This is a genomic window from Ruegeria sp. YTSC325 (assembly GCF_059609525.1).
Genome location: NZ_JBXWLY010000008.1, coordinates 150,073 through 162,981, shown reverse-complemented (window position 1 = coordinate 162,981; position 12,909 = coordinate 150,073). Strand labels below are relative to the sequence as shown.

At 59.3% G+C, this 12,909-nt stretch carries 13 protein-coding genes; 6 read left to right on the top strand and 7 right to left on the bottom strand.

Annotation, left to right across the window (positions count from 1 at the left end; translation table 11 throughout):
• Positions 1-6 precede the first annotated feature (6 nt).
• The gene (locus tag AC2FF7_RS13415) at positions 7-1,446 is read left to right on the top strand and encodes an aldehyde dehydrogenase family protein (RefSeq protein WP_480869136.1); all 1,440 of its coding nucleotides are present in this window, start codon (positions 7-9) and stop codon (positions 1,444-1,446) included.
• Between the two features lie 50 nt (positions 1,447-1,496).
• On the opposite strand, the gene AC2FF7_RS13410 is transcribed toward AC2FF7_RS13415, so the two are convergent.
• Positions 1,497-2,339 (bottom strand): bifunctional helix-turn-helix domain-containing protein/methylated-DNA--[protein]-cysteine S-methyltransferase, encoded by an 843-nt coding sequence (locus AC2FF7_RS13410; protein ID WP_480869135.1) that lies wholly within the window; start codon positions 2,337-2,339, stop codon positions 1,497-1,499.
• Positions 2,340-2,455: 116 nt separating this feature from the next.
• Between AC2FF7_RS13410 and nth the strand changes: the two genes are divergently transcribed.
• Both nth and AC2FF7_RS13400 read left to right on the top strand, forming a co-directional pair.
• Entirely contained in the window at positions 2,456-3,100 is a 645-nt protein-coding gene (nth, locus tag AC2FF7_RS13405; RefSeq protein WP_170355982.1) for an endonuclease III, read from the top strand.
• Positions 3,097-4,086 carry an adenosine kinase gene (locus tag AC2FF7_RS13400; RefSeq protein ID WP_496905781.1) on the top strand — a complete coding sequence of 330 codons (990 nt, stop codon included), beginning with the start codon at positions 3,097-3,099 and terminating at the stop codon, positions 4,084-4,086. The genes nth and AC2FF7_RS13400 overlap by 4 nt, the downstream gene beginning before the upstream one ends.
• A 4-nt stretch (positions 4,087-4,090) precedes the next feature.
• Here the strand turns inward: AC2FF7_RS13400 and AC2FF7_RS13395 are convergent, their stop codons facing one another.
• Together AC2FF7_RS13395 and AC2FF7_RS13390 are read right to left on the bottom strand one after the other, a co-directional pair.
• Positions 4,091-4,930, bottom strand: coding sequence for a DUF547 domain-containing protein (locus AC2FF7_RS13395; RefSeq protein WP_496905780.1), 840 nt, complete (start codon positions 4,928-4,930; stop codon positions 4,091-4,093).
• Positions 4,927-6,300: a radical SAM protein gene (locus AC2FF7_RS13390; protein WP_496905779.1), complete on the bottom strand. Its 1,374-nt coding sequence runs from the start codon at positions 6,298-6,300 to the stop codon at positions 4,927-4,929. The genes AC2FF7_RS13395 and AC2FF7_RS13390 overlap by 4 nt, the downstream gene beginning before the upstream one ends.
• A 144-nt stretch (positions 6,301-6,444) precedes the next feature.
• Between AC2FF7_RS13390 and AC2FF7_RS13385 the strand changes: the two genes are divergently transcribed.
• Positions 6,445-7,122 carry an NYN domain-containing protein gene (locus AC2FF7_RS13385; RefSeq protein WP_480869131.1) on the top strand — a complete coding sequence of 226 codons (678 nt, stop codon included), beginning with the start codon at positions 6,445-6,447 and terminating at the stop codon, positions 7,120-7,122.
• On the opposite strand, the gene AC2FF7_RS13380 is transcribed toward AC2FF7_RS13385, so the two are convergent.
• Positions 7,110-7,595 (bottom strand): RNA pyrophosphohydrolase, encoded by a 486-nt coding sequence (locus tag AC2FF7_RS13380; RefSeq protein WP_480869130.1) that lies wholly within the window; start codon positions 7,593-7,595, stop codon positions 7,110-7,112. The genes AC2FF7_RS13385 and AC2FF7_RS13380 overlap by 13 nt on opposite strands.
• A 139-nt stretch (positions 7,596-7,734) precedes the next feature.
• Here AC2FF7_RS13380 and AC2FF7_RS13375 point away from each other — a divergent pair, with 139 nt between their 5' ends.
• Complete coding sequence (locus tag AC2FF7_RS13375; RefSeq protein WP_480869129.1) at positions 7,735-9,762, top strand: FAD-dependent oxidoreductase; 2,028 nt, start codon at positions 7,735-7,737, stop codon at positions 9,760-9,762.
• Between the two features lie 39 nt (positions 9,763-9,801).
• Here AC2FF7_RS13375 and AC2FF7_RS13370 read toward each other — a convergent pair whose 3' ends face one another.
• Entirely contained in the window at positions 9,802-10,242 is a 441-nt protein-coding gene (locus AC2FF7_RS13370; protein WP_480869128.1) for a DUF4399 domain-containing protein, read from the bottom strand.
• A 227-nt stretch (positions 10,243-10,469) separates the two neighbouring features.
• On the opposite strand from AC2FF7_RS13370, the gene AC2FF7_RS13365 reads away from it, so the two are divergent.
• On the top strand, positions 10,470-11,375 hold the full coding sequence (locus AC2FF7_RS13365) for a LysR family transcriptional regulator (protein WP_170355969.1): 906 nt from the start codon (positions 10,470-10,472) through the stop codon (positions 11,373-11,375).
• A gap of 51 nt (positions 11,376-11,426) precedes the next feature.
• On the opposite strand, the gene AC2FF7_RS13360 is transcribed toward AC2FF7_RS13365, so the two are convergent.
• Both AC2FF7_RS13360 and AC2FF7_RS13355 read right to left on the bottom strand, forming a co-directional pair.
• A complete protein-coding gene (locus AC2FF7_RS13360) occupies positions 11,427-12,329 on the bottom strand; it encodes an OmpA family protein (RefSeq protein ID WP_496905778.1) in 903 nt (300 codons plus the stop codon).
• Entirely contained in the window at positions 12,326-12,898 is a 573-nt protein-coding gene (locus AC2FF7_RS13355) for a peroxidase-related enzyme (RefSeq protein WP_353392798.1), read from the bottom strand. The genes AC2FF7_RS13360 and AC2FF7_RS13355 overlap by 4 nt, the downstream gene beginning before the upstream one ends.
• Between the last annotated feature and the right edge of the window lie 11 nt (positions 12,899-12,909).

Below are 12,909 nucleotides of genomic sequence, written 5' to 3'. Positions count from 1 at the left end.
TGCAGCATGATCGAAAAGCGTAACTTCTACATCAATGGCGAATGGATAAGTCCTGCAGCGACCAATGATTTCGAAGTCATCAACCCCTCGACCGAAGAGCCCTGTGCGGTCATTTCCCTTGGATCACAACCGGATACCGACGCTGCTGTAGCGGCGGCAAAGGCGGCCCTCCCGGGCTGGATGGGAACCCCGGTAGAAGACCGCATCGCTCTGGTCGAGAAACTGGTCGAGGTCTACGCATCACGTTCAGAAGACCTTGCGCAGGCGATGTCTATGGAAATGGGCGCGCCAATCGACATGGCCCGTACGCAGCAATCAGGCGCAGGGGTTTACCATCTTAAGAACTTTATCCGCGCCGCAAAGGCATTCCAATTTGAACGCCCGCTGGGCGATCATGCGCCCAATGACCGGATCATCTACGAGGCGGTGGGTGTTGCCGCATTGATCACGCCATGGAACTGGCCGATGAACCAGATTACCCTGAAAGTTGGCGCAGCGGCGATTGCAGGCTGTACGATGGTGCTGAAGCCGTCCGAGCAAAGCCCCCTGAACGCGATGATCTTCGCCGAGATGATGGACGCGGCAGGCTTTCCTGCAGGCGTGTTCAATCTGGTGAACGGTGATGGTGTGGACGTGGGGTCTCAGCTGTCGGCGCACCCGGACGTGGATATGATCAGCTTTACAGGTTCGACCCGCGCGGGAACTGCGATTTCCAAGAATGCAGCAGATACACTGAAGAAAGTGCATCTGGAACTGGGCGGCAAAGGCGCAAACGTTGTCTTTGCGGACGCCGATGAAAAAGCGGTCAAACGTGGCGTTTTGCACATGATGAACAACACCGGCCAAAGTTGTAATGCGCCAAGCCGTATGTTGGTTCAGCGCCCGATCTATGACCAAGCGGTTGAAACCGCAGCCGAGGTGGCCGCCAAAGTCGCCGTCGGTCCCGCGCTGGAAGAAGGTCGCCATATCGGCCCCGTAGTGAACGGACTGCAGTGGACTAAGATACAAGACCTGATCCAGAAGGGCATCGACGAAGGCGCTCGTTTGGTTGCCGGTGGCACCGGACGGCCCGAGGGTCTGAACAAGGGCTACTACGTGCGCCCCACCGTCTTTGCCGACGCCACCAACCAGATGACCATCGCGCGAGAGGAAATCTTTGGCCCGGTCCTGACCATGATCCCCTTCGACACCGAAGAAGAGGCCGTCGAGATTACCAATGACACGCCTTATGGCCTGACCAACTATGTCCAGACACAGGACGGTGACCGCGCCAACCGCATGGCCCGCGTGCTGCGATCCGGCATGGTTGAGATGAACGGCCAGTCGCGCAGTGCTGGGTCTCCGTTTGGTGGGATGAAGCAATCAGGCAACGGGCGTGAAGGCGGTGTTTGGGGGCTTGAAGATTTCCTTGAGGTCAAAGCCGTCGGCGGCTGGGCTACCGAGTAAGCATCCCTAGTGATCCAATAGTGAGGCACCTTGCGGTGCCTCGCTCTGTTTCAGGCATCCGCCTGCGCGGCTTCATAGGCCAGCATCGCACGTTTGACGGGCAGACCCCAGTGATAACCGCCCAGGCCGCCCGATTTGCGCAACGCCCGGTGACAGGGGATCAGCCAGCTGACCGGGTTGCGCCCAACCGCCGTGCCCACGGCCCGCACCGCCTGTGGTGACCCCACCCGCTGCGCGATCTCGGAATAGGTCGTGACCTGCCCCGAAGGGATATGCATCAGCGCTTCCCACACTTTGATCTGCAGGGGCGAGCCGATCAGGTGCAGCGGCGTCACCGCGCGATCGGCACCAAATGACGCCTCGACCCAGGGGCGCAGTTTTTCGGCATTCTCGACATAGCGGGCTTTGGGCCAGCGCGAGGTCATATCCTCCATCGCCGCCGCTTCGCCGGTTTCCGCGCCAAAGGCCATGCCGCAGATGCCCTTGTCGGTGCCCATCACCAAAGTCGGGCCAAAGGGGCAGTCGAACCAGCCCCAGTATATCGTCAGGCCATCGCCTTTGCGGGCGTATTCGCCGGGGCTCATGGATTCCCATTTCAGGAACAGATCATGCAGGCGACCGGACCCGGACAGCCCCACGTTATGCGCCGTCTCCAGCGTGGTGAACCGCTCGCGCAGCAGCGCCTTGGCGTGGCCCAGCGTCAGATATTGCTGATAGCGTTTCGGCGACACCCCGGTCCAGCGCGAGAACAGGCGCTGAAAATGCGCCGGGCTCATGTCCATCTGGCGGGCCAGTTCGTCCAGCGACAGGGATTCGCCGCCCTGATCGATCAGCTCGATCGCGCGGCGCATGACGTTGTAATGGTATCCGCTTTCCGGTGTCTGGACGTTCATATCTCACCTCATCTTCTGTCCCCGATTATATCCCGCCACGCTCATCCCCGCGACCCGAAACCTGCGCATTGGCTTTGGGCTTGTGTCACAGGCCCTTGGGCGGCATTAAGGCCCGGATGGCAAAGCAACTCGACTACCACACGATCCGCGAGATCTTTACGCGTTTTCAGGACGCCGACCCCGAACCCAAGGGCGAGTTGGATCATGTGAACGTCTACACTCTGGTCGTCGCCGTCGCGCTGTCGGCGCAGGCCACCGATGCGGGCGTCAACAAAGCCACCAAAGAGCTGTTCAAAATCGCCGACACGCCGCAAAAGATGCTGGATCTGGGCGAAGAGGGCCTGACCGAGCATATCAAGACCATCGGCCTGTTCCGCCAGAAGGCCAAGAACGTCATCAAACTCAGTCGTATTCTGGTCGATGAGTATGGTGGCGAAGTGCCCAATTCCCGCGCCGCGCTGCAATCGCTGCCCGGTGTCGGGCGCAAGACGGCCAATGTGGTGCTGAACATGTGGTGGCGGCAACCGGCACAGGCGGTGGACACGCATATCTTTCGCGTCGGGAACCGTACCGGTATCTGCCCCGGCAAAGACGTGGACGCGGTCGAGCGCGCCGTCGAAGACAATATTCCCGCAGATTTTCAACTTCACGCGCATCACTGGCTGATCCTTCATGGACGCTATCACTGCAAGGCGCGCAAACCCCTCTGCGGAACCTGTATCATCCGCGATCTCTGTCAATTCGAGGACAAAACCCTATGAAAACCTACCAGCTCACCGGTATCGGAAATGCCGTTGTGGACGTGATCTCACAGGCCGATGACAGCTTTCTGGAGCTGATGGGCATCGAAAAAGGCATCATGCAGCTGATCGAGCAGGAACGCGGCGAGGTGCTCTATGCATCGATGGAGGGTCGCGTGCAGACGCCGGGTGGCTCGGTTGCCAACACCATCGCGGGTGCGGGCGCGCTGGGTCTGGATGCGGCATTCATTGGCCGGGTGCATGACGACGCGCTGGGGCGGTTCTATGCCGATGCGATGAATGAGGACGGCGTCGATTTCGTCAACCCGCCGGTGCCGGGTGGCGAGCTGCCGACCTCACGCTCGATGATCTTTGTCTCGCCCGATGGCGAACGGTCAATGAACACCTATCTGGGCATTTCCTCGGAACTGTCATCTCGGGACGTATCCGAGGACGTGTCAGGCAACAGCCAGATCATGTTCCTTGAGGGGTATCTGTTCGACAAGGAAAAGGGCAAAGCCGCGTTTCTTGAGGCTGCGCGCACCTGTCACAAGGGTGGCGGCAAGGCGGGGATCGCGATTTCCGATCCGTTCTGCGTGGAACGTCACCGGGTCGATTTCCTGCTGCTGATCGAGAACGAGCTGGATTTCGTGATCGGCAACGAGGCCGAGATCAAGTCGCTGTTCGAAACCGATGATCTTGAGGACGCTCTGGCCAAAACTGCCGCGATTTGCCCTCTGGTCGTATGTACCCGGTCGGGTGATGGCGTGCCGGTTTTGTTCGGCGGTCAGCGCGTGGATGTACCGGTGGAAAAGGTTGTGCCCGTGGACGCCACCGGTGCGGGCGATCAGTTCGCGGCAGGGTTCCTGTTTGGCATGGCCACAGGGCGCGATTACGAGACCTGCGCCAAGATCGGCAATGTCTGCGCCCGCGAAGTGATCAGCCATATCGGCCCCCGCCCCGAGGCAAACATGCAGGAGCTGCTGCGGGCAGAAGGCTTGCTGTAAGCGCCTAAGACCCCGCTGCCGCGTCGTTCAGGGCCCAATCATATTGATAGGCCCGGACACGCGGCGCGTCCTGCAATCGGGCTTTCAGATCCGGATCTGCGACCGTCTGGATATACGCTAGAACCGCCTGCTCGTTCGGTCCGAAATCCTCGCGGAACCAGATGAAGATCTTGGACAGGATCAGCCCGCCATTGTCATTGAACAGCACCCCGCGCGGGTCGTTGATATAGGCGCGCTCGGCAGCGGCAAAGTCACGCTCCAACGTCTCGGCCTGCCAGGCACGGTTCATCAGGTTGGGGCAGCCCACAGCGGCGCAGTTCAACGCATAGTGGATGCGCGGTTCGTTGAATTCAGGGCGGATGATGCGGTGCTCGATCTCGTTCAGAGTCAAGCTCTGCCCCGCGACTGTGACCAGAGGCCGGTTCCACGGCCCGATCGACAGCGGCCCGTCCTTGATGTCGCGGATCGAGGCGACGGGGTAGTTTTCAAGGATCACATCCACCGTCACCGCGTTGTACATGTTGATCCAATAGGCCAACTGTTGATCACGGGTCAGCGCCGCAGGGTCCACCGCTTGCAAATCTTCGATATACCCGTCCAAACGCACCCTGTCGTCGGCCGAGACCTGCCCGTAAGCCACGCGATTCACCCCCTGCGCATCGGGTGCGACATAGCGGTTCAAAAAGGCGGTCCAGTCGCGGTGATCCACACGCTCTCCGGGTGGTTGGGCAGCGCGGGTCAGGGCACTGTTCGTCAAAGGTTCGGGCGCAGGGAGGGCCAGACGTTCGACACTGGCACAGGCGGTCAGCAAGGGCAGCAACAGAAGGATCAGCAAACGTCTCATGAGGCATCCTTTCGGATTTGGCGCAGGGCGCGCATCTGCCCTTTCAACCGTTTCATCGGGGCGAGGGCCGGGTCGCTAAGCTCGGGCAGGTCCGGCCCATTCGACAGGCGCGGAACAGCGGCGTTCCACCAGCTTGGGCCTGTGGGCCCGTCAATCCGGTCAGGGCTAGCCAGATGCATGTCGCGCTGCGCGTTGTGGACGCACATCGACAGCGGCCCATTCGCCGTGGCCACCATAAACACACACGAGGCGCAGCGATCCTCGTCCAACTGATCTGCCGCCATGAAATTGTGAATGAACACCGCCTGCCTCCTCACCGGGCCACGCAGCAGACCAGTGCCCAGACGAGTGATGCTCAGCCCAAGTTGACCCAATGCGCGCAAGGCCAGCAAAGGATGCCGCCGGATCATTCGCATGACCTTGGGACGAATGCGGATATGGGCATCCTGATTGTCGTCCACCCCTTCCAGCGCTGTCATCACCCGATGCACCAGCGGTTGGTTTGACAACAACGAAACAGCCCGCCCGCCTGCTGTTACAACACTGGCATAACTGTTGCACTTGGAATGCCCTACAGCTGCCGTGCCGAAATGCAGCGGGGCCTCGTATCCCGCTTCAATCGAACGCGCGACGCTGTCCTGCGTGATCATCTCGGGCCGTTCGCGCAACACGCCGCGCCCGGTATCGGCCTGCATCTGGAACGAGACAAAGGCGACCTCGGGTCGGTCACGCAGAAACCGCGCCAATGCGGGAAGGTCATCAAAATTCCCCTCGAACACGGTGGTGTTGAACAGGATGCGCAGGCCCAACCCGCGCGCGCGTCGGATATAAGCACGGCGGACGGTGTTCAACTCGACCTCGGAGGTGAACCCCTTGCGCTCTTGCGTCATATCCACGTGAAAAGCCACATCATCCAGCCCCGCCGCCGCCAACCGCGTCAGGAAAGCGCGACTGGCGCGGATGCCATTGGTCATCAGGCAGGACCGCATCCCCAAACGCTTGATTTCGCGGCATAGCGCCTCAAAGTCTTCGACCTTGCGCAGGGTCGGGTCGCCCCCGGTCAACTGAACCGACACTCCGGTACCATAGTGGCTGTGGATCGTCTTCAACCGCGCGAACAGAACCGAAAGAGGCGGATCATAGGTCATCTCGGCCCGGTCCGAGAGATAACACAGCGTGCAATCCAGATTACATCGCTGCGTGACCTCAAGCGCGACGCAGGCGATAGGATAGAACCGCCCCGCCGTCTGCCCGGCGTGATACTCCCCACAGCTTTGCAATCCCTCGCGCAGAGGCGCGCGGCGGTCGGAACCGGTGAATTTGCGCCCGGCGGGGACGATGGCGGGGGGGCTGTGAACGGTGTCTCTCATGCGCACCAAGCTAGAGACGGGCCGACGTGCGAACTACGCCCCCTCACGGCAAGTTGTCGCAGGGTGAGTGAAGGGGGGGGGGCCAAGTTTCGCCTTAAACCGAGACTATCAAACCGAGAATTGAACAAAGGATATTTAATACGCATGACACAGCGCGTTGCCGTATTGGTCAATGGCGACAATTTGAGTGCCCATCACAGCGATATGATCCTACAGGCCGGTCATCAGGCGGGTCGGGTGGACGTCGCGCGGGTATACATGAATGCAAGGCGCAATTCCTCCTGGCATGAGGTCGGCGCTTTTCACCTGATCCACAGCGGAAGCGGAAAGAACGCGACCGATCTTTTGCTTGCCATCGACGCGATGGACGTGGCTCGGCAACAAGGTATCGACGTTGTCGTGATCGCAAGCTCGGACGGGAACTTCGTTCACCTGCACCGGAGATTGCGCGAGCGTGGCGTGACCACAATCGGTGCAGGTGAGGGCAAAACCCCTGAAAGCATACGCGCGTCCTGTGTTCGGTTCGTCGAGTTAAAACTTTCGGAACCTAAGGCGCTGCGACCCAAATCGGTCTCGGATTTGGATTGCCAAATCCGCAATATCATTGCGAGCAACAGCAAAACCGGAACAGGGATGCAACTGACCATCCTTGGGGCCAAAATGCACCGGCAGCACGGCATCAGGATTAGCGACCGCCCCGAGAAAACCTGGCGGCAATACCTGAAATCCAAGCCTGAATTATATGAGTTGGACCCGGCTGGTCAGAATGCACATGTGCGGCTCAAACCGGACGGGTTTGAACAAATCGCTCAGTCCAGGTGATCCGCAAAAGCGGCGACCACTTGTTCGTAAACGCCCCGCTTGAAAGGCACGATCTCGTCCACCAGATGGGCGGGCTCCTGCCATTTCCATTGGGTGAATTCCGGGTGTTCAGTTTCGATATTGATCTGATCGTCGCGCCCCGTGAAACGCAGCAGGAACCATTTCTGTTCCTGCCCGCGATAGCGACCCTTCCAGATTTTCGGCACGATGTCATGAGGCAGATCATATGGCAGCCAGCCGGGGGTTTCGGCCACCACCTCGACCAGATCTGCGGTCACGCCGGTTTCTTCCCACAACTCGCGCAGGGCGGCATCGCGCGGGTCTTCACCTTTGTCCACACCACCCTGCGGCATCTGCCAGGCGTCCTTGTGGCGGTCATTACGTTGCCCGACGAAAATCTTGCCCTCTGCATTCATGAGCATCAACCCGACACAGGGACGATAGGGCAGTTTAGCGATCTGGTCGGGGGTCATGCTGGGCCTCGTAATTTTCCTATGCAGGTTCTGTATCAACTGCCAGACTAACAGCAAAGACTTTGACGTTAGGTTTCACGTGACAACGTTGACGTGAACGTCAATCTAACGCTCACACAACCGAGAGGGAGAGTTCGCCGTGACTGCGTACCCAAACATGCTGGCCCCGCTGGATCTGGGCTTTACCACTCTGAAAAACCGGGTCCTGATGGGCTCGATGCATACGGGGCTCGAGGAAACGGGCGATTGGAATCGCGTGGCCGAATTCTATGCCGACCGTGCCCGCGGCGAAGTTGGGCTGATGGTGACGGGCGGGATTGGCCCGAACCTCGAAGGCTCGGTTCTGCCGGGTGCGTCGATGATGACCAATGACGATGAGGTCGCCAAACATGCGATCGTGACGCAGCGCGTGCATGAGGCGGGCGGCAAGATTGCCATGCAGATCCTGCATGCGGGCCGCTATGCGTATGGTCCTAAATGCGTGGCCCCCAGCCCGGTGAAATCGCCCATCTCACCCTTCCCCCCCAATGAGCTGGATGAAGACGGGATCGAAAAGCAGATCAGCGATATCGTCAACGCCGCCAAGCTGGCCCAAAAGGCAGGCTATGACGGCGTCGAGATCATGGGGTCCGAGGGGTATTTCATTAACCAGTTCCTTGTGACCCACACCAACAAGCGGACTGACCGTTGGGGCGGATCATATGAGAACCGGATGCGCCTGCCGATTGAGATTGTGCGCCGTACGCGTGAGGCCGTGGGCACCGATTTCATCATCATCTACCGTCTGTCGATGATCGACCTTGTGCCCAATGGCTCCACCCATGATGAGGTTGTGCAACTGGCGCAAGAGGTCGAGAAGGCCGGTGCCACCATCCTGAACACCGGCATCGGCTGGCATGAAGCGCGGATTCCGACCATTGCCACATCCGTTCCCCGCGCGGCCTTTGCCTGGGTGACGAAAAAGCTGATGGGCAAGGTGAGCATTCCGGTCATCACCTCGAACCGGATCAACACGCCCGAAGTCGCAGAAGAAGTTCTGTCGACCGGATGTGCTGACATGGTTTCCTTGGCCCGCCCGATGTTGGCCGATGCGGATTTCGTCGCCAAAGCGATGAACGGCAACGCGGCCAAGATCGCGCCCTGTATTGCCTGTAACCAAGCCTGTCTGGACCATACGTTCAGCGGCAGGCTGACATCCTGTCTGGTCAACCCGCGCGCTTGTCACGAGACCGAGCTGGTGATCGAACCCGCCGAGACCCGCAAAACCGTGGCCATCGTCGGTGCAGGCCCCGCGGGTCTGTCCACCGCAATGACCGCCGCCCAGCGCGGCCATGACGTTACCCTGTTCGACCGCGCAAGCGAAATTGGCGGCCAGCTGAACATGGCCAAACAGGTGCCCGGCAAGGAAGAGTTCTGGGGTTTGGTCGATTGGTTCCGCACCATGATCGCTGATCTTGGGGTAAAGGTCGAACTGAACCGCGAAGTCACGGCTGACGACCTGACCGGCTTTGACGAGGTGGTCATTGCCACCGGCGTCACCCCGCGCGACCCGCAGATTCCGGGACAGGATCGGGACAACGTGATCGACTATATTGACGTGCTGCGCCACAAGGCCGAGGTCGGCAAATCCGTCGCCGTGATCGGCGCGGGTGGTATCGGGTTCGATGTGTCCGAATTCCTGCTGGAGGACGGCCACAGCATTACTACTGACCTGCCTGCCTGGATGAAGGAATGGGGCGTCACCGACCCCGCCGAGCATCGCGCCGGTCTGGCCCCAGAAGGCCCGCAACCCGCCGCGCCTGCGCGCCAGGTGACTCTGCTGCAGCGCAAGAAGCAAGCGCATGGCAAGGGTCTGGGTAAAACAACCGGGTGGATCCACCGCGCCACGCTGAAGATGAAGGACGTCAATTTCGTCGGCGGCGTGAATTATGAACGCATCGACGATGACGGCCTGCATGTCAGCTTTGGCGAAGAGCGTGCCGACCCGACCGTGATCGCGGCGGATACGATTGTTTTGTGTTCCGGTCAGGTTTCGGACCGCAGCCTCGCGGATGCGCTGATCGAACGCGGCATCACCCCGCATGTGATCGGCGGCGCGGATGTTGCGGCAGAGCTGGACGCCAAACGCGCAATCAATCAGGGTACACGACTAGCGGCTGGTTTCTAAAGCGGCAAGCCGGGCCTCGTTGCGGGGCCCGACTTGCTTTTATTCGACGGTGATTGTGATCACCTCGGAGACGATGGGCGGATTATGGGGCACATGCCCCGCATCGCCCAGCACCAGCTGCAGCGTGTGTTCACCAGGGGCCATCTCAAGCGTCACCTCGGTTTGGCCGCCGCCAAAATGGATGTGGTTGTCATCTGCGGGCAGACCATAGGCCAGCTCATCCGCGCCATCCTCGCCCTGCCCCAGAGGCGGACGGTCAATCAGAAGGTGATGATGGCCGGTACTTTCGACCTCTGTCCCGGCAGGCGCCACACCCATGCCGTTCAGGCCAAAGACGATTGTTACTGGGGACTGCACGGAATCACCGTCGGACAGATTAACGAAATAAACCTCGGCATCTGGGTTCGATGGGGTCTCTCCTGCGGCCAGAACGATGCTGGCAGAAAACATCAGAGCAGCGATGGAAAAAAAGGCTTTCATAATCTCCTCCTTGGTCACAAATTTGCCATTCTCATCTTAGCATATTTGCCTTGATCCCCATAAAACCCAGCGTTTATTGGGTTTGTGGCGAATTAAGAAACCACCGTTTCCACGTTTCCTATATTCGAACGATCCGTTTTAAATCCCTTTTATTATCCCGAATATGCCCTGTTTCCGCCCAGATTGCTGGCCAAACTGGTTGAAACGAAAAGACCTGGGGAACGAGAATGGACAGACTGACCGAAATGGAAGCCTTTGCCAACGTGGTGGACCAGGGTGGCTTCACTGATGCGGCGAAAAAAATGGGCATCTCCAAATCGGCCGTGTCAAAGCACGTCTCGAGCTTGGAGGCGCGCTTGGGCGCACGCCTTTTAAACCGCACAACGCGCCGTGTTTCACCGACCGAGATTGGCCTTGCGTATTACGACCGTGCCCGTCGGGTGCTCAATGACGCAGGCGAAGCCGATGCGTTGGTTACGTCAATGCAGTCCGCTCCGTCCGGCCTGCTCAGGATCAGTGTGGCGACCGATTTCGGCGTCAATCACCTGTCACCGGTTCTGTCCGAGTTTTTGTCAGCTTATCCCGATATCACCGTCAACATGGTCCTCAACAACCGCTACGTTGAACTGATCTCGGAGGGTTTCGACGTCGCGGTGCGTATCGGAGAGCTGGAAGACAGCACCTTGCGCGCACGCAAACTAACAGAAACCGTGAAACGAATGGTTGCTGCGCCAAGCTATATGGAAAAATACGGCTTGCCGCAGAAGATTGATGACCTGAACGAACATAAGCTGCTGCACTATTCCAGCCAGTCTTCGGGCAATGTCTGGAAGCTGACCGCCCCGTCGGGCGAAAAGCGTCAGGTTCGGACCGCCGGCTGGTTGAGCGTGAATGATGGGCAGTCTCTGCTGAACGCGGCGATCTCGGGCCTTGGGATCGCGCATTTGCCCAGCTACCTTTATGCCAGTGCGTTGAAATCCGGAAAAGTTCTGGACGCGATGCCATCTTTGCCAGACGAGGTTCAGGGTGTCTTTGCGGTCTATCCGCCTGGTCGCTTTACGCAACCCAAAGTACGTGCATTCATTGATTTCCTGGTCGAGTCCTTCAAGGACAGAGGACCAATGGATTGGTAATTTCTCCCCGGTGAAGACTGAACGGCCCGTACGAAAGTGCGGGCCTTTTTTTCAATTCACCAGCAGGACTGCCTCAACTCTTCGATTCTGATCACGGCCTTCTGGCGTCGCGTTCGTTGTCATCGGTGCCAGATACCCAATCCCGCGGGCTTCAAGACGACTTCCCGCAACGCCATGACCCTCGATCAATCGGACCCGGACAGCCTGCGCCCGCCCCGTGCTGACCGAGATATTCGCCTCGAGCGTGCCTGTATCGTCGGTGTTCCCGACAAGCGCCAGCCGAACATCAGGATTTTCGGACATATAGGCGGCAATCAACCCCAGCGACGGAAACGGACCTTCGCCCAGCGTAATCTCTCCGGTTCTGAAATGCAGGTCGTCCAAAATGACATGACCGTTCTGCTCCAGCTCAGACAGCAGACCACCGGCCTGATTTACCGTTTCTTCGACAACCAGCGCAGGCGGTTCGGGTGCATCCACAGGCGTCACGCGGATCATCTGCACATAGCCATCGGGGGGGGTACGGCTGACCAGCAGACTCAGGGCCTCTTCGCCGCGTGTGGCGGACAGAAAGCGATAGTCCTGAATGGCCACATACATGTCGGGCGTGGGTACGACCTCGGTGCCAAAACGGAAATCGAAGCCACCGCAGGTAATCGCCTCGCATTCGAATGCTATGTCAAAACCCTGATCCACGACTTGCTGACGCAGGGGCGCCAGTATCTGCAGCGTCGTACTGGACCCGGATTGCAATCGCCAAGTCAACCGCTCAACCCGGCCTTCAATCACGCGATCTGGGACTTTGCCCGATTCAAAGCGACCGATGGGCATGTTATAACTGTTCAGTGCACTGGTGCGATCGCTCACCAGACGCGACCCCGACGGCAAAGCAACTTCCTGCGCCACCGCCGACCCCGCCAGCAACATGGATATCAGGACCGCGCGGCGGATCATCGGGCCTGCGCGTGATACGCGTCATTCGGAGCCATCGCTGTTGCGCTGGCGACCCGGTTTGACATGTTGAAAAAGCCTGTGACGTTGGCGATATCCCAGATATCGCGATCGCTGAATCCCACGTCGCGCAAAAGCTGGCGGTCGGGCTCCTCGATCTCGGCGCTGGCGGTTGTCATTTTGACCGCAAAGTCCAGCATCGCCCGTTGCCGCGCGTCCAGAGGCGCGACCCGGTAGTTCATCACCAGCATCTCACCCAGTTGGGGGTTGCCCGACATCTGCCGCACCGCAGCCCCATGCGCCACAAGGCAGTAAAAGCACTTGTTGATTGCCGAAACGACCACTGCAATCATCTCACGTTCAAGCTTGGACAACCCGCTATCGGCCAACATCAGATCGTTATACATGGCGGTAAAGGTGTTCAGCTTGTCGACATCAAAGGCATAGGCCCGCAACACGTTAGGCACAAATCCCAGCTTTTCGACGCAGATATCGAAATACCTCTGCGTTTCGGGTGGCAGAGGATCAGCCATCGGTAAATTCAGCGCAGTCGGCAGAGGATGGTCGGTCACGTCAGGCTGTT